The following is a 15,700-nucleotide window of genomic DNA, read 5'->3' on the forward strand; positions in this document are numbered from 1 at the left end:
AGCACTAGGCGCTCAGCGCGGCTCCAGCAAGCGCCTTGATGCGATCGGGCCGGAAGCCGGACCAGTGGTCGTTGCCGGCCACCACCACGGGGGCCTGCAGGTAGCCCAGCGCCATCACGTAGTCGCGGGACTCGGAGTCCAGGGTGATGTCGACCTTGTCGTAGGCGATGCCCTGTTTGTCCAGAGCCTTGAAGGTGGCGCTGCACTGCACGCACGCCGGCTTGGTGTACACGGTAACGCTCATGGATGCCGCTCCTTTGCGGAAGGGAACTCATTACGGACTGGCAACTGCTGGGGGTACTACGTCTGCGCTATGTTCAGCGGCCCGTCAAGGCCCCAGATTCCCGTTTTGCGGAGGTCAGGCCGAACGGCCTGGCGGTACCGATTCCGGGAGGTGCCCCACGCCCGGCCAGCTTGGGGATCCTGGGATCTGCCGGTGCTCGAAACACTACACCTAGTGGCCGACAAGTTGTCGAGATACAAGATGTTCGGAATAACAATTTTGAAATTCCCTGGTCGTAAGGCTTGCGACGGCCGCACGCCCGGCGTGTCGCAGGTCACATATCGCGCCGCGGATGCCCATACGGATCGGTATATCACCGGCCACCGACAGTGCTCGTTTGGAGCCGCTTCCGCCGGCGCGTGCGCCCCGCGCTAGCAAAGCCGCCAGCGGCAACTGGCGGCTTTGGCTATTCGGTTGTCGAAACGGCGCAGGTCGCCGTCGGGCGGCTTGTCGGCTTTCCCCAAATTCAGGCCAATCAACCGACTTCGGCGGCGAGCTTGCCGACGACGTCGCGCACATTCGCCGACAATTCGGCGTGATCCGCGGGAGCCCTGCCTTCCAACGTTTTGAACGGCACCGACAGCTTGATCGACTCGACCACCGACGCGCCGGCAATCCCGAACGACTTACGGGTCTCGTCGTGTGCCCATACCCCGCCGTACTGGCCGAACGACCCCCCGATCACCGCAAGGGGCTTGCCCTTCAGCGCGCCGTTGCCGAACGGTCGCGAGAGCCAGTCGATCGCGTTCTTGACGACCGCCGGGATGCTGCCGTTGTACTCGGGGGTGACCACAAGCGCGGCGTCCGCGTCGGCCAGCGCCGCGCGCAGCGCGTCCACCGCAGCCAGCGCCGGGGCGTCGGGCGTCATCGCGTCGTCGATCTCCTCGTTGTAGAACGGCAGCTGCGCCAGCCCTTCGAACAGCGTGACGCTGACGCCGTCGGGAGCGACCGCCGCCGCCAGCTCGGCGATCTGACGGTTGATCGACGCCGAACGCAGGCTCCCCACCAACGCCAAGACTTTGATCTCGGATTTGTTCTCTGGCACTGTTCGGTTCCCTTCGGTTCTTGGTCTACATCTTTGCACGACCAAACCGGACCCTGGTCCGTTTTATTCCGAACGCGTTAAAGTGCAGGTATGAGCGATCGGTTGCGCGAGTTGCCGGTGTCCGCTCCCCAACAGCTCCCCCACGAGCGAGGTGACGCGGCGCGCAATCGCGCGCTCCTGCTGGAGGCCGCGCGCAATCTGGTAGCCCAGCGCGGCGCCGACGCCGTCACCATGGACGACGTCGCGGCGGCCGCCGGGGTCGGCAAGGGCACCGTCTTCCGCCGATTCGGCAACCGGGCCGGCCTGATGATGGTGCTGCTCGACGAGGACGAGCGCGCCAGTCAGCAGGCATTCCTGTTCGGCCCGCCGCCGCTGGGACCCGATGCACCGCCGATGGACCGGCTGGTGGCCTTCGGCCGGGAGCGGATGCGCTTCGTCCACGCCCACCACGAGCTGCTCTCGGAAGCCCACCGGGATCCGCAGACCCGCAACAGCGCGCCCGTCTTGGTACACCGCACCCACGTCCGGGTGCTGCTCCAGGCGGCGCACACCACCGGCGACCTCGACGCTCAGGCCGACGCCCTGCTCGCACTGCTCAATGTGAACTACGTCGAGCACCAACTCAAGGACGGTGGCCACACCCTGGAGACGTTGGGCGACGCGTGGGAAAGCCTGGCGCGCAAGCTGTGCGGGCGGTGACGAACTGGGTCCTGCACGTGGACCTCGATCAGTTTCTGGCGTCGGTGGAACTGCGGCGCCACCCCGACCTGGCGGGGCTGCCGGTGATCGTCGGCGGCAGCGGCGATCCGACCGAACCGCGCAAGGTCGTCACCTGCGCCTCGTACGAGGCCCGCGAGTTCGGTGTGCACGCGGGCATGCCGTTACGCACCGCCGCTCGCCGCTGCCCCGACGCCACGTTCCTCCCGTCGGATCCCGCGGCGTACGACGCGGCCTCCGACGAGGTGATGGGACTACTGCGCGACCTGGGGCACCCCGTCGAGGTGTGGGGCTGGGACGAGGCCTACGTCGGTTTCGCCGGCGAGCACCCCGTCGAAATCGCCGAAAAGATCCAGACGGTCATTTCCTCCGCGACGGGCTTGTCCTGCTCGGTGGGCATCAGCGACAACAAGCAGCGGGCCAAGGTCGCCACCGGGTTCGCGAAACCGGCCGGCGTCTTCGTCCTCACGGACGCGAACTGGATGAACGTGATGGCGGACCGGCCCGTCGACGCCTTGTGGGGCGTGGGACCCAAGACCGCGAAAAAGCTTGCGGCCCTGGGGATAACGACGGTACGCGAGCTCGCCCACGCCGACGCCGAGCTGCTGACGTCCACCTTTGGTCCGCGCACCGGCCTCTGGCTGCTGCTGCTCGCCAAGGGTGGCGGCGACACGGACGTCAGCGCGGAGCCGTGGGTTCCGCGCTCACGCAGCCATGTCGTGACGTTTCCGCGCGATCTCACCGATCGCGCCGAGATGGATTCGGCGGTAACGGCATTGGCCCGCCAAGCGCTCGACGATGTCGTGGCGGGCGGGCGGATCGTCAGCCGGGTGGCGGTCACCGTGCGCACCGCGACGTTCTACACCCGCACCAAGATCCGCAAGCTGGTGGCGCCCACCACCGACGCCGACGTCATCGTCGCGGCCGCCCTGCGCGTCCTGGACCTCTTCGAACTCGATCGGCCGGTCCGGTTACTCGGGGTGCGACTCGAGTTGGTCATGCCGGCGTGACGGCACCGGAGCGGGTCGTAGTGCGCGCGTGAAGATGACGTTGACTTGGCGCATCGCCACGCTGTAGGGCCACCACGCAAGCCGTTTGAACGCGTACAGCGCCCGGATGTCGTGCGAGGTGTAGATGAGGTATCTGTTCTTTGCGACCCCGGCCAAGATCTTGTCGGCGGCCCTCTCCGGCGACACGGCGTGACCACTGAAGCGGTCTATCCACTTGCTGACGTTGGGGTCCTCGCGATCGACCCCGGCGATCTCGACGGTGTTGACCAACGGGGTATTCACCGCGCCGGGTACGACGAGCGACACCCCGATGCGGTACCGGGCCAGGTCGAAGCGCAGCACCTCGGAAACACCACGCAGTCCGAACTTGCTGGCGCTGTAGGCGGCGTGCCAGGGCAGCGCGACCAGCCCGGCCGCCGACGACACGTTGACCAGGTGGCCACCGCGCCCGGCGGCCACCATTGGTGGGACGAACGTCTCGATGACGTGGATCGGACCCATCAGGTTGATTGCGACCATCTTGCTCCACTGCTCGTGGGTCAGCCGGTCGACGGTTCCCCAGGCCGACACCCCGGCGATGTTCATCACCACGTCCATGCTGGGTTGCTTGGCATGAATGTCGGCGGCGAACGCCGCAACATCCTCATAGTCGGCGATGTCCAGGACCCGATATTCCGGCACGCTCGCGCCCGCGGCGCGGGCATCGGCCGCCGTCAGTTCCAGGCCGTCGGGGTTGCGGTCGGTCAGATAGAGTTCGGCTCCCTGCGCGGCCAGCCGTAACGCGGTGGCGCGGCCGATGCCGCTCGCCGCACCGGTGACCAGACACCGCTTCCCCGCGAAATACGCCTTCTGTGCCATGGCCGTGACGATACCGCCGGTAACGCCTTAGCTCTGACCGCCGCCCCACAGCGAATTCAGCCATAACTGCTCGAGCACCCGCACGCCGCGCTCCACGTCACGGTCGGCCCCGAGGAAGGTCACGTCGCCGGACAGCATCATCGCTGTCGTCGCTCCCAGCATGCGGACCAGAGCCGGTACATCGTCACTGATCGGATGCGCTGTGCCGGCGGCGATTTCGTCATCGACAATGCTGACAATCTGGTCGATCACGATGTCGATCTGGCCGTCCAGGATCTCCCGGATCTTCGCGTCGGTGTTCCGCGCGTCGTTGCACGCGGTCATGATCGGGTCGTTGTGGGCGAACACCGTGGCGGCACTGCCGACCATCCGCCGCGCAAACGCCGCCGGCGTCTCGCCGGGCGCGCGCGGCGCGAAGTACTGCGTGAGCTCCTCGAGTTCGTGCGTTGCCTCGCCCAGGATCACGGCAAGCACGTCGTACTTGGAGTCGAAGTAGAAGTAAAAGCCCGACCGTGCGATGCGGGCCCGCTCGCTGATGGTGCTAACGGACAGGTCCGCGAACGAACTTTCTTGCAGCAGCTCCCGCACAGCGCTGACGATCGCCTCCCGCTGAAGATCGCCGCGGCTACGCCGGGCGGTGGGCGTCGGGTCGGCTGCCATGGTCTGACCTTGTCATCCTGTTCAGAAAAGACCAAAACTTGACAGGCGTCAAGTTCGGACTTCAGGATGGGCTGAAGTGCTAGCGCGCACGTGTCCCGGGATCGCAAAGGAGCGTCCATGGCCGCCACCATCAGCACCCCGCACTACCTGCTCGACCAGGCGCGGCGCCGATTTACCCCGTCGATCAACAACTTTCCCGGCATGGGACTGGTCGAACGAAGGCTGCTGAACACTCAATTCCCGGAGCACAAACTCGCCGATCCGCCGCCCGGCAGCGGGCTCAAGCCGGTCCTGGGTGACGCGGGACTGCCGGTCATCGGGCACATCATCGAGATGCTGCGCGGCGGGCCGGACTATCTGATGTTCCTCTACCAGACCAAGGGGCCGGTCGTGTTCGGGGATTCGCCCGTGCTGCCGGGAGTCGCGGCGCTGGGCCCGGACGCCGCGCAGGTCATCTACTCCAACCGCAACAAGGACTACTCGCAGCAGGGTTGGGTCCCGGTGATCGGGCCGTTCTTCCACCGTGGGCTGATGCTGCTCGACTTCGACGAGCACATGTTCCACCGCCGGATCATGCAGGAGGCGTTCGTCCGCTCCCGGCTGGTCAGCTACGTCGAGCAGATGGACAAGGTCGTGTCGCAGGTGGTCGCCGACGACTGGGTGATCGACGACGCGCGCTTCCTGCTGTACCCGGCGATGAAGGAGTTGACGCTCGACATCGCGTCGATGGTGTTCATGGGTCATGAGCCCGGCACCGACCACGAGCTGGTCACCAAGGTGAACAAGGCGTTCACCGTCACCACCCGCGCGGGCAACGCGATCATCCGCACCAGCGTGCCGCCGTTCACCTGGTGGCGCGGCCTCAAGGCGCGCGAATTGTTGGAGAACTACTTCCGCGAACGGGTCAAGGAACAACGCGGAAAGAACGGCACGGACCTGCTGTCGGTGTTATGCGAAACCGAGGACGAGGACGGCAACAAGTTCTCCAACGAGGACATCGTCAATCACATGATCTTCTTGATGATGGCCGCCCACGACACGTCGACGTCGACCGCGACGACGATGGTTTACCACCTCGCCGCCAATCCGGAATGGCAGCAGCGCTGCCGCGACGAATCCGACCGCCTCGGCGACGGCCCGCTCGACATCGAGTCGCTGGAGAAGCTGGAGTCACTCGACCTGGTGATGGATGAGTCGATTCGGATCGTGACCCCGGTGCAGTGGGCAATGCGGCAGACGGTGCGCGACACGGACCTGCTCGGCTACTACATTCCCAAGGGCACCAACGTCATTGCGTATCCCGGGATGAATCATCGCCTTCCGGAACTCTGGACGGATCCGTTGAAGTTCGACCCCGAGCGGTTCTGCGAGCCGCGCAGCGAGCACAAGCGACACCGCTATGCGTTCACGCCATTCGGCGGCGGTGCGCACAAGTGCATCGGGATGACCTTCGGGCGGCTGGAGGTCAAGACGATCCTGCACCGGCTGCTGCGCCGGTACCGACTGGAACTGCCCCGGCCCGGCTACCAGCCGAGCTGGGACTACGGCGGCATGCCGATTCCGAAGGACGGCATGCCGATCGTGCTGCGTCCGCTCTGACCGGTCGGCCTAGACGGCTGTGAGCAGCCGGTTGGCGCAGGCGATGACCGCGCGCAGCGCCGACTGCGTCGCATCCTCCGACCAACCCATCGCCCACTCGGAGCGAATCCCGTTGCTGCCGCAGATGAATGTGGCGGTGAATTCGCCCGACCGCAGCTGATGGAAGCTCAGCGTCTCGACGGTGATCCCGCGCTCGTGCAGCATCTCGGTGAGCGCGGCGATGGGCCCGCTGGCGGATGCGGTGGAGGCGCTGATGCGGTCGCGGACGGCGATCATCGCCCGAAAGTTGCGGGCTTGTGGACCCAGCCGTGCGGCGGGCCGCTCGATATCCGTGCACTCCCAATGCCCGAGTCGCAGTGGGCCGGCCGTCGGGCTGTAGGTCGCGACGAAGTTCTCCCACGTCATCGCCTCGGCCCGCTCCCGCAGACCGCGCGGCAACGTGGGAAGAGGCTTCGAAACTGGCTTCGAAAGGGGCATGGTGTCGGGCTTCTCTGATCAGCAGGAGCGACCGACGGCGTAGCTTCCGACCCACAGCGGGGGGTCGGTCTGGATCAGACCCCGCTGCGGGTGCTGGCTACTACGGCACGCTCGAGAAGACGCACGAGCGCCGAGGCTAGCCGCCACGGCCGGGCAACGCAACTGCCTTTACGGCGGTTTGAGTACGAACGCCCGCAGCGAAACGAAATGCCAAGTCGCCCAATGCTAAACAGGTACCGTCGCCCCAACCAGCGCGACGACCGGCTCTTCGGCGTGCTTTTCGCCCGAAAAACTTACTTGTGCGTCAAAAAAGGCATAGCATCTGCTTGGTGGTTCTAGGCGCGATCGTGGTCACCTACAGGCACGTGAAAGGCAAACCAATGAATGCGAAGCGCAAAAAGGTTCTGAAAGCCGTGGCACTGGGCGCGGGACTTGTCGGGCTATTGCTGCTACCGACGGGATGTTTGATGACGTCGTCGCCGGTCGAGATTCCCGCGGGATCTCTGGGAGCGCCGGTTACGGTCGTCGCGCCGCCGCCGACGGTCGAGTAAAAAGTTTCACAGGGCGCCCACGCGGACACGTCGTCCCGCGGCCGTGGGACTGTAGGTCGCGACGAAGTTTTCCCACGTCATGGGCTCGGCTCCCGCAGACCGCGCGGCGACGTGGGAAGTGGCTTCGAAAGGGGCATGGTGTCGGGCTTTTCGGCCGGCAGAACGACGACGGTTACCGCAGTTTGAGTACGAACGCCCCCAGCGAGACCGCCCCCAGCACCACCGAAAACGCCACATTGAGACGCGTCGGCAGGGCGATGCTCGCGGCGTCCGCGCGCAGCAACTCCAGACCGAGCCGGCCAGTCCCGTACGCCGCGGCCGAGCCCAGAAACAACAATCCGGGACGTGCGGACGGCTCGTACAACCACACTCCCACACCCAAAATCATTGCCGACCAACCCGCTTCGAAGAGCTGTGTCGGGTACCGGCGCTTCCATTCGCCGCGGTCGTCGGGCAGCCATAACCCGAAGGGCCCCTGCGTTTCTCGTCCAGAGCAGCAGCCGTTGATCAGGCAGCCGATGCGCGTCACGGCCATCCCGACGAGCATGATGATGCCCACGCCGTCCCAGGCTCGCCAGAACTCCAGCCCCATGAGGTGTAGCACCGGCCACGAGACCGCGAAGCTGAGCACCAAGCCGCCGTAGAGCGCGGCGCCGGCGTCCTGCACGCGCACGGCACCGTCGGCAAGCGATTTCGGGTGGCCAATGAAGTACCAGATGCGCGCGCCGATCAGGGCGAACACCAGCAGGATTAGCGCGGCCGGCGCAAAACGCGAGTAACCGAGTCCGGTTAAGCAGCCCCCCAACAGCACGCCGAGCGCAAATCCGAAGTACAGCAGTCCGGCGAAGGTCGGAATGCCAAGTCGCCCAATGTGAAACAGGTACCGCCGCCCCAACCAACGCGACGACAGGGTCTTCGGCGTGCTTTTCACCCGAAGTATCTTACGTGTGTCAAATAAAGGGCATAGCATCTGCTTGGTGGCGTCAGGCGCAAACGTGGCCACGCACCGGCACGGGAAAGGCAAGCCGATGAATGCGAAGAGCAAAAGAACTCTGAAATCCGCCGCCCTGGCCGGGGGCCTGGTCGCGGTGCTGCTCCCGACGGGATGCGCGTCGGAGTCGCAGCCGGCACCGATACCTGCCCAGCCGGCCCCGGGCGCGCCTACCTCGGTCGTAGCGCCAGCCACCGTCGACTAGCCGTTTCGCCGGCACCCACGAGGGCGCGTCGCCTGGCGCCCGGTTCGGTCGCGGGCGCGTTGACCTGCGCGAACATCGCCCTCCAGCGGGTCGCCTGTTTCTATCCAACCGGCCGCGGCGAGGGATCAAGCCGCAGATAGGCCTGAATCGTCGTGCCCGCCGGCGTGCAGTGGGTGCGCACCAAATCCGATATGGCGTTCACCAGAAATAGTCCCCGGCTGGCGGGGCCGCTGGGGCCCGGGTTCAGCCGTCCGACCAACGGGTCGTCGAGGCGTCCGCTGTCACGCGCCTCGCAGACCAAGTGATCGTCGTCTCGCCAGAACGCCAGCCGGCACGCGCCGTCGGTGTACATCAAGCTGTTGCTGGCCAGCTCGGTGGCGATCAACTGCAAATCCTCGATGCCGTCTTGGGATAGTCCGACCCAGTCGGCGTAGTTGACGGCGAAAGCCCGCGCCAGGCGCAGATCCGCGGACTTGCGAACCATGTACGTGACGGCCCCGGGGTTGTTCGGCAGGGGTTCGTTGCAGCGCGCCATCACCGCGTCCGGCGCGTATTCGGCGCTGGGATGCAGCGAACCGCTATTCCAGAGCATCGGGTGGGTGGCACGGACGTCCGCCAGCACGTCGTCATCCAGACGGCTCGCATCGTAGAGGCACAACCCCGTCACCGCGTGACCGTCAAATGCCTCGTTCACCAGCGCCTCACGCTCGACGCAGGCCCAGAGCTCGTCGTCGGTACGGCCCGGCCAGAAGACTTCGCTGACGATGCGTACCCGCCGGTCGGGGTGTTCCTCGACGAAGGAACCCTCCATGGCCATGAAGCGATTCGGATTGCGGGCGACCTCGGTGGTATCGGCCATTCGCAGCCCGTCCGGCGTCCCGCACGCGCCGGATAGCTCGTCGTGTACGAGCGCCATCATGTCGCCGGGCACGGCGACGAGCACCGGCTCGTCCATCGCCAGCCCGTCGATGACGAAGCCCGCCACGAAATCCAGGTACTCCCGCTGAGAGTGATAGAGGAGCGCGGAGTGAACGAAGCCCTGATGTTCCCTTTCCGTGCCCAAGCTCACTTTTTCGGCGCTCCCGCTTTCCATCACAATGCCAACCCCCTGCTGGACCGGCCCGCCCTGCCTACGCGTTACCTACCCCCATACCCCCTGCGCGCCTTGGCTACGCAGGTAATCGGTCACAAACCGGGATCGCCCCAAATGCGGCTCGATCACAGCCACCAGGAGGCCGCGGCGTCCAGATGACGACGGATGCGGTAACGCGCCAGGCTGTCGTCCCCGGCGGCCATCGCCTCGAGAATCCGACGGTGCGCGTGTTCGACGGCGACGACGTCGGCGGCGGTCGGCAGCGCCCCGCCGGTGCTGAACCCGTGCCGGCGGAACAGCTCGACGATGATCCTGAGGAACAGATCCAGCAACGCGTTGCCGGCCAGCCGCGCCAGTCCGACGTGGAACCGGAATTCTTCGACCGTGGCCTTGCGCACTTCGTCATCGGTTTGGGGGTTCTCGCCGAACGCGGGCCCATGCGTATCGAGGAAGGCGGCCACGTCGGGTTCGCTGCGCCGCTTGACGACTTTGGCGACGTTGTCGATCTCGATCGCGTCCCGGACGCAGCGTAAGTCTTCGCGGCTCGGCTTGCGGTACTGCAGATACAGCGCGATGGTGTCGATGCTGGCTTGCGCCTGGGGTTGGGTGACGACGAGCCCGCCGCCGGGTCCGCGCCGCATCCGCGCCACCGAGTGATATTCGAGCAGCCGCACCGCTTCACGCAGCACGGCGCGGCTGATCCGGTAGCGCGTGAGCAGCTCCGTCTCGGTCCCGAAGACCGACCCGACCCGCCAGCCTGCGGCCGCGATGTCGTCGCCGATGTTGGCCGCCAGTATCTCGGCCAGCTTGGCCCGTGGCGCCTCGGGGTTGAGCCGCCGCTGGCGTGCCCTGCTTCGGCGCCCGTCGCCATGCTGCTGCAGCCAGGCGGTGACCGCTTCCACGTGGCGCTCGGACAGCGTCTTGGCTCGCGCCGAATCACCGGCGGTGACGGCGGCGACGATTTCGGAATGGTCGTTGTGCATGTAGTCGATCGCCTCGATGGCCGCGCTTGCCGACTCGGTTCGCGACTGCAGCGCGTATCGCTTGGTGAGCCGCATCAAGACGTCGATAAACAATTGCAGGACGGGGTTTTTGGATCGCTCGGCCAGTGCGATGTGGAATTCGTCTCGCGGCACCGGCAGACCCGGCCTCCAGTGCTCCTCCGCGCGCAGCACCGCTCGTAGCCGATCGATGCCGCTTTCGTCGATCCGCTCGGCGGCAAGTGAGGCCGCCAGCGGTTCGAGGACCAGGCGCGCGTTGAGCAGGTCGGCCGGCGTCGTGCCCAGGTACTCGAGATAGATGACGACGGCGCGGGTCGCCGGGCCGGCGTCCGGTTCACAGATGAGTAGTCCGCCATTGGGTCCGCGGCGCATCCGGGCGACCTGATGATGCTCCACCAGCCGAACGGCTTCCCGCAGCACGGACCGGCTCACGGAAAAGCGTTGCTGCAGAGCGTGTTCGGAACCCAGCGACTCGCCGACGGGCCAGCCGCGACGAACGATGTCCGCCTCGATCTCGCGGGCGATCGTCGAAGCAAGTTTGTTCGCTGGGCTGGCCTGCGGAGCGGTACTCATCGTTTCAACAGGTGAGCAACATGCATCCCGCGACGGGGCCACCGCCCACGGAAACCACGCCGACCTCCGGGCGTCGCGACACCTGCCGCTCCCCCGCTTCGCCGCGCAACTGCAGGCAACCTTCGTGCAACGCCCAATACCCGTGCATGCGCCCGGCCGAGAGTTGGCCGCCATAGGTGTTCAGCGGCAGCACGCCGTCGCGGGCGATCCGGGCACCGCCCTCGACGAACGGGCCGGCCTCGCCGTCACCGCATACGCCCAGCGCTTCCAACCAGGCGAGGGCGAGAAAGGTGAAGCCGTCGTACAACTCGGCGACTTCGAGGTCCGCGGGCTTCAATTCGGTGCGCGACCACATCTGCGTCGTAGCATCCGACATCGCCATCTTGGGGTAGTCGTCGCGGTGGAACCAACCACCGGCGCCGTCGGACCCGCCGATCGCTTCCACCCGCACCGCGCGGTGTGGGCAATCGCGGGCGTAGTCCGCGTGCGAGACCACCACGGCGATCGATCCGTCGATGGGCACATCGCAGTCCAGCAGGCCGAACGGTGTCGACACGGGCCGCGCGGCCAGGTAGTCGGCCATCGTCATCGGTTCGCGGTATACCGCAAGGGGATTCAGTGCGGCGTTGCGCCTGCCGTTGAGGGCTAGCCAGCCGAGCTGCTCCTTGGTGGTTCCGTACAGCTCCATGTGCCGACGGCAGTTCAGCGCCAGCCAGTTCGCGGCGGAGTAGGCCTGGGCCGCAACCAGGTCGTTGACGTCGTCCATCGCGCCGACGGCGGGACGCTCGGCCCCTTCGGGTGTCTCGAACATGCGCGCGAGCGCCGGCGCCGGCGCGCTCTCTTCCTGCTTTAGGACCGTGCCGCCCAGCATTTGGATCGTGCGGTAGACCACCACGTGGTGGGCGCGGCGCTCGGCGACCGCCCGGCACGCCGACATCACGGGGCTCAGCAGGCCGCCGGTGCCGAATCCGGAGCCGCAGTCGGCCGCCTCGATCCGCAGCGCGGCGTTCACCTCGGCGGCCGGGGTGTCGCCCAGGGTCGCGATCCCGTCGATGTCGGCGGCCTCCAGACCGGCGTCGGCGATGGCGGACCGCACCGCCTCCATGGTCAGGTCGAATCCCGGGATGCCGGTGCGACGGCCTATTCGCGAGATGCCGATCCCCGACAAGATCGCGTCTTTTTCGAAATACGTCATCTGCACCGCCCGAAAGGCCAAACCCCACCGCACACACTGGACCAATAGAGTGTACTGTATTGGCCGTGCCAGCCGAGTCGCCGTCCCAGCTGCTTATCGAGCATTGCGACCATTGCGGCCGCTGGGTGCATCCGGCTTCCGGTGAATGTCGCGCGTGCGGCGGCCCGCTGGTGGCGCGGCCGGTCTCCGGACGCGGCACGGTGTTCACCTACACGGTCAACCACCACCCGTACAACCCGGAGATCCCGGTCCCCTACGTGATCGCGATCGTCGAGCTCGCCGAACAAAGCGGCCTACGCGTGGCCGCCAATATCGTTGACTGCGAACCGGATTCGGTCAAGTGCGGGATGACAGTCGAGGCACGGCCCGAGAAGGGCGCCGGCGGCGCCCCATTGTTCGCGCCCGCCTAGCCTCCGAATTCTCTTCCGCGGCACAGCGCCGCGCAGTATGCTGCGGGTCCTTAACGACTGCGAATGATCCTTCGGCGAAAGGTTCGAAAAGCTTTGTTGGGATCGGTAGCGAACCGATGCCGGTGTAATTGCGAAAGCCGCGCCGAGGTAGGCGGCGCACGGGACAAAGGGACCCCGCATGAACCTCAGTCGAAAAATCTCGCGAATCATTGCCGGTGCACTGCTGTCCGGCGGCGTTGCCGTCGTCGGCGTAGGGCTGGTCCCAGGTATCGCTCACGCCAACAAGGGACCATTTACCTGGTGCCCAGGGCAGTCGATGGAGTGGCCGAGTGGCCCGAACTCGTCTCGTGGCGTCGCACAGAACTACGCCTGGGATATGAGCGTGTGCCATACCTGGTACATCGTCGCCGACGGATGGGGCAACGTTCCCCGAATTGCGCTCAACGGGCAGCCGACGCTGCAGAGTTCGCATACTTGGGACGGCGACAATCCCCCGCCCGATAATCCCTCGGGTGTCAATTGCGGCCCAGGCTGGTGTCCCGTCCCGCCGCACTACGACCCGGGGTTCCACGGATAGCCATCGACAGCAGCGGAAAGAAAAGAGGCGGCATGAGCATTAGCGACCAATCGGCCACATCGCGTCAGTTCGCAGCGTCCTCTGGGGCCTTCTCGCCCAACTGGATTCGATACTGGAAGGTCGGCTATTCAGCGATTTTTGCGGTGGCCGTCTTGTTTGGCGGGCTGCAGGTCTTGCGAGTGTTAAAGGTCATTCGCCTGCCCTCCCCACATATCGGCGCCCCGGTCATCTACGGCGTCGTGGTCGGGCTGCTGGTTGTCGGGGTGGGTTTTGCCGCCCGCATCTTTTGGCGATCGCGCCGCAAGTACCTCATCACCGTGAACAGCGACGGGCTCGCCATCGATCGGCGGCGCGGTGATGTCTATCCACTCGTTGATGCGCAGCTGGGCCTCTGGTTAGACAACGGGGTCGCGCTCCATCTGCAATGTGGCCGTCGCGATTTTGTTCTGGGCGGACGCGATCGTCGCATCGGTCCGGCGACACCACTCGACGCGCCACCGGTGTGGGTCGTCGACGCCTGGCTGGCGGAGTCAGACTTCGATGAGCTGCTGCTCCTGGGTGGCCGGTCCGCTGCGCGCGGGCCCGCACCAGGAGAACCGACCCGGTGCCTGCTGTTTCCCAACCCGCTGCTGATCCAGGAAATGGGGCCATTCGCGCTCGTAAAGAAACACCGACTGACGCAATCGCTCTCCCAACCCCAACTGTTCATTGACGTCGACAACGACACGATCCAAGTGATCGACCCAAAAACCAACGCGCCCAATGCCCGGGCCTCGGCTTCGCAGGTGACCGCTACACCGGCTACCTACCAGCTTTCGGCAGGCCATGCGTTCCCGTCGGCCCAAAATGTCGCCTCAGATGCTGCGGGCCAGTACTTTTCGACGACGCCCGCCATGTCCGTCTGCGTTCCGGGCATGCAACCACTGACCATCGGATGCCGCAATTTCGAAGGGCTCAAGCGGCGATTTTCGTGGTCCGCCAACGCGCCCGTAACGAATGAACCCCCTGCCTATACGGTCTCGGCGGCCGATTGGCTGACACTAACCGAAAACCTCGGCTTGGCGCCGTATCTAGAAGACACGTCGACATAGCGCGGACGACAGGACAGGCCGCCCGTCGAAGCTAGTTGATCAGCGGGTCGCGCGGCATGCCGAGAATCCGCTCGGCGATCTGGTTTCGGGTCACCTCCGAAGTGCCGCCCGCGATCGCCATACCGCGGGCGCCCATCATCATGCGACCCACGATCGCGCCGGGCCCGTCGAGCAGTGCGACCTCGGGCCCCAGCAGCGCCGCGGAGATCGCGCCGCCCTCGATCATGTGCTCGGCCAGCTTGAGTTTGGTGACGTTGCCCTCGGGACCCGGGCCCGCGCCCTCGACGCTGCGGGCGGCGCGGCGCAGGTTCAGTAGCCGCAGCGCGTGATCGTCGGCGAGGAAGTTTCCGACCCGGATTCGCGCGCCCGCCAACCGATCTGACGCCTGAGCAAGCTGCACGAGTTTCGACGCCAGGCCCTCGTAGAACGATCCGCTGCCGCCGATGCTGACCCGCTCGTTGCCCAGCGTCGCCCGCGCCACCGTCCATCCCGAGTTGGGGGTGCCGACGACGTCTTCGTCGGGGACGAACAGGTCGTTGAAGAACACCTCGTTGAATTCCGAGCCGCCGGTGATCTGCCGCAGCGGCCGCACCTCGACCTCGGGCGCGTTCATGTCGACGATCACAGTGGTGATGCCGGCGTGCTTGGGCGCGTCGGGGTCGGTGCGCACGGTCGCCAGGCCACGCGCACAGTACTGCGCCCCGCTGGTCCACACCTTCTGCCCGTTGATCTTCCAGCCGCCGTCTACCCGGGTGGCCCGCGTCTTCACCGACGCCGCGTCCGACCCGGCTTCGGGCTCTGAGAACAGCTGGCACCAAATCTCGTCCTGACGCAGCGCCTTCTCCACGAATCTCTCGATCTGCCAAGGAGTTCCGTGCTGGATCAGGGTCAGGATCACCCATCCAGTGATCGAGTAGTCGGGCCGCTTGATGCCCGCTGCGCGGAACTCCTCCTCGATCACCAACTGTTCCACGGCGTCGGCCGCGCGACCCCAGGGCTTGGGCCAGTGCGGCATCACGTAGCCCGTCTCGATCAGCTTGTCGCGCTGCGCCTTCTTGTCCAGCGCGGCGATCTCGGCGGCATCGGCGTGGATCCGCTTGCGCAGTTCTTCGGCCTCGGGCGGCAGGTCCAGGCTGTTCTCCCGGACAGCGCCGGCCGCGGTGCGATCGAAGACCTCGCCGGCCGGGGCGTCGCCGCCGAACAGCGCCGAACTCAACATCCAGGTGCATGGCGGCATCGGCTTCACCTGGGAACACGATGCGCACCTGCACCTGCGCCGGGCGCTGGTGAGTTCGGCGCTGTTCGGCGGCGACGCCCCGGCCGGCGAGGTCTTCGATCGCACCGCGGCCGGCGCTGTCCGGCTG

At 66.3% G+C, this 15,700-nt stretch carries 15 protein-coding genes and 2 pseudogenes; 7 read left to right on the forward strand and 10 right to left on the reverse strand.

Annotation, left to right across the window (positions count from 1 at the left end):
* Positions 1-4: 4 nt before the first annotated feature.
* Both A5745_RS21700 and A5745_RS21710 read right to left on the reverse strand, forming a co-directional pair.
* The gene (locus A5745_RS21700; protein WP_076063331.1) at positions 5-244 is read right to left on the reverse strand and encodes a redoxin NrdH; all 240 of its coding nucleotides are present in this window, start codon (positions 242-244) and stop codon (positions 5-7) included.
* Positions 245-758: 514 nt separating this feature from the next.
* The gene (locus A5745_RS21710; protein WP_139329723.1) at positions 759-1,328 is read right to left on the reverse strand and encodes an NAD(P)H-dependent oxidoreductase; all 570 of its coding nucleotides are present in this window, start codon (positions 1,326-1,328) and stop codon (positions 759-761) included.
* A 90-nt stretch (positions 1,329-1,418) separates the two neighbouring features.
* Here A5745_RS21710 and A5745_RS21715 point away from each other — a divergent pair, with 90 nt between their 5' ends.
* Both A5745_RS21715 and A5745_RS21720 read left to right on the forward strand, forming a co-directional pair.
* Positions 1,419-2,027 (forward strand): TetR/AcrR family transcriptional regulator, encoded by a 609-nt coding sequence (locus tag A5745_RS21715; protein WP_076063332.1) that lies wholly within the window; start codon positions 1,419-1,421, stop codon positions 2,025-2,027.
* Positions 2,015-3,055 carry a DNA polymerase IV gene (locus tag A5745_RS21720; RefSeq protein ID WP_175879864.1) on the forward strand — a complete coding sequence of 347 codons (1,041 nt, stop codon included), beginning with the start codon at positions 2,015-2,017 and terminating at the stop codon, positions 3,053-3,055. The genes A5745_RS21715 and A5745_RS21720 overlap by 13 nt, the downstream gene beginning before the upstream one ends.
* On the opposite strand, the gene A5745_RS21725 is transcribed toward A5745_RS21720, so the two are convergent.
* A complete protein-coding gene (locus A5745_RS21725) occupies positions 3,017-3,913 on the reverse strand; it encodes an SDR family oxidoreductase (RefSeq protein ID WP_076118781.1) in 897 nt (298 codons plus the stop codon). The genes A5745_RS21720 and A5745_RS21725 overlap by 39 nt on opposite strands.
* 27 nt (positions 3,914-3,940) lie before the next feature.
* Positions 3,941-4,573 carry a TetR/AcrR family transcriptional regulator gene (locus tag A5745_RS21730; RefSeq protein ID WP_076118783.1) on the reverse strand — a complete coding sequence of 211 codons (633 nt, stop codon included), beginning with the start codon at positions 4,571-4,573 and terminating at the stop codon, positions 3,941-3,943.
* A gap of 117 nt (positions 4,574-4,690) precedes the next feature.
* On the opposite strand from A5745_RS21730, the gene A5745_RS21735 reads away from it, so the two are divergent.
* Positions 4,691-6,172, forward strand: coding sequence for a cytochrome P450 (locus tag A5745_RS21735; RefSeq protein WP_076118785.1), 1,482 nt, complete (start codon positions 4,691-4,693; stop codon positions 6,170-6,172).
* A gap of 9 nt (positions 6,173-6,181) precedes the next feature.
* On the opposite strand, the pseudogene A5745_RS21740 reads toward A5745_RS21735, so the two are convergent.
* Positions 6,182-6,610 (reverse strand): annotated as a pseudogene (locus tag A5745_RS21740) (homocitrate synthase); the annotation flags it as partial.
* Positions 6,611-7,029: 419 nt separating this feature from the next.
* Here A5745_RS21740 and A5745_RS24820 point away from each other — a divergent pair.
* The gene (locus A5745_RS24820) at positions 7,030-7,200 is read left to right on the forward strand and encodes a hypothetical protein (protein WP_158070244.1); all 171 of its coding nucleotides are present in this window, start codon (positions 7,030-7,032) and stop codon (positions 7,198-7,200) included.
* A gap of 172 nt (positions 7,201-7,372) precedes the next feature.
* Here the strand turns inward: A5745_RS24820 and A5745_RS21745 are convergent, their stop codons facing one another.
* The 4 genes from A5745_RS21745 to A5745_RS21760 form a co-directional block, all read right to left on the reverse strand.
* Positions 7,373-8,131: a prolipoprotein diacylglyceryl transferase gene (locus tag A5745_RS21745; RefSeq protein WP_076118790.1), complete on the reverse strand. Its 759-nt coding sequence runs from the start codon at positions 8,129-8,131 to the stop codon at positions 7,373-7,375.
* Positions 8,132-8,496: 365 nt separating this feature from the next.
* Entirely contained in the window at positions 8,497-9,492 is a 996-nt protein-coding gene (locus tag A5745_RS21750) for a sensor histidine kinase (RefSeq protein ID WP_076118792.1), read from the reverse strand.
* Positions 9,493-9,614: 122 nt separating this feature from the next.
* The gene (locus tag A5745_RS21755; RefSeq protein WP_076118794.1) at positions 9,615-11,063 is read right to left on the reverse strand and encodes a FadR/GntR family transcriptional regulator; all 1,449 of its coding nucleotides are present in this window, start codon (positions 11,061-11,063) and stop codon (positions 9,615-9,617) included.
* Positions 11,064-11,067: 4 nt separating this feature from the next.
* Positions 11,068-12,258 carry a thiolase family protein gene (locus A5745_RS21760; RefSeq protein WP_076118828.1) on the reverse strand — a complete coding sequence of 397 codons (1,191 nt, stop codon included), beginning with the start codon at positions 12,256-12,258 and terminating at the stop codon, positions 11,068-11,070.
* A gap of 59 nt (positions 12,259-12,317) precedes the next feature.
* Here A5745_RS21760 and A5745_RS21765 point away from each other — a divergent pair, with 59 nt between their 5' ends.
* The 3 genes from A5745_RS21765 to A5745_RS21775 all read left to right on the forward strand — a co-directional run bounded on the left by A5745_RS21765 (position 12,318) and on the right by A5745_RS21775 (position 14,336).
* On the forward strand, positions 12,318-12,668 hold the full coding sequence (locus tag A5745_RS21765; RefSeq protein WP_076118796.1) for a Zn-ribbon domain-containing OB-fold protein: 351 nt from the start codon (positions 12,318-12,320) through the stop codon (positions 12,666-12,668).
* A 205-nt stretch (positions 12,669-12,873) separates the two neighbouring features.
* The gene (locus A5745_RS21770; protein WP_371337078.1) at positions 12,874-13,245 is read left to right on the forward strand and encodes a hypothetical protein; all 372 of its coding nucleotides are present in this window, start codon (positions 12,874-12,876) and stop codon (positions 13,243-13,245) included.
* Between the two features lie 32 nt (positions 13,246-13,277).
* The gene (locus A5745_RS21775; RefSeq protein ID WP_076118798.1) at positions 13,278-14,336 is read left to right on the forward strand and encodes a hypothetical protein; all 1,059 of its coding nucleotides are present in this window, start codon (positions 13,278-13,280) and stop codon (positions 14,334-14,336) included.
* A gap of 31 nt (positions 14,337-14,367) precedes the next feature.
* Here A5745_RS21775 and A5745_RS21780 read toward each other — a convergent pair.
* A pseudogene (locus tag A5745_RS21780) lies at positions 14,368-15,700 on the reverse strand (acyl-CoA dehydrogenase family protein); the annotation flags it as partial.

The organism is Mycobacterium sp. IS-2888 (assembly GCF_001954215.1).
Taxonomy (GTDB): Bacteria; Actinomycetota; Actinomycetes; order Mycobacteriales; family Mycobacteriaceae; genus Mycobacterium.

Excerpts from the sequence above, each read along its gene's own strand:
- A5745_RS21700 (WP_076063331.1), bottom strand. The coding sequence starts at position 244 with ATGAGCGTTACCGTGTACACCAAGCCGGCGTGCGTGCAGTGCAGCGCC.
- A5745_RS21715 (WP_076063332.1), top strand. The coding sequence starts at position 1,419 with ATGAGCGATCGGTTGCGCGAGTTGCCGGTGTCCGCTCCCCAACAGCTC.
- A5745_RS21725 (WP_076118781.1), bottom strand. The coding sequence starts at position 3,913 with ATGGCACAGAAGGCGTATTTCGCGGGGAAGCGGTGTCTGGTCACCGGT.
- A5745_RS21730 (WP_076118783.1), bottom strand. The coding sequence starts at position 4,573 with ATGGCAGCCGACCCGACGCCCACCGCCCGGCGTAGCCGCGGCGATCTT.
- A5745_RS21735 (WP_076118785.1), top strand. The coding sequence starts at position 4,691 with ATGGCCGCCACCATCAGCACCCCGCACTACCTGCTCGACCAGGCGCGG.
- A5745_RS24820 (WP_158070244.1), top strand. The coding sequence starts at position 7,030 with ATGAATGCGAAGCGCAAAAAGGTTCTGAAAGCCGTGGCACTGGGCGCG.
- A5745_RS21755 (WP_076118794.1), bottom strand. The coding sequence starts at position 11,063 with ATGAGTACCGCTCCGCAGGCCAGCCCAGCGAACAAACTTGCTTCGACG.
- A5745_RS21760 (WP_076118828.1), bottom strand. The coding sequence starts at position 12,258 with ATGACGTATTTCGAAAAAGACGCGATCTTGTCGGGGATCGGCATCTCG.
- A5745_RS21775 (WP_076118798.1), top strand. The coding sequence starts at position 13,278 with ATGAGCATTAGCGACCAATCGGCCACATCGCGTCAGTTCGCAGCGTCC.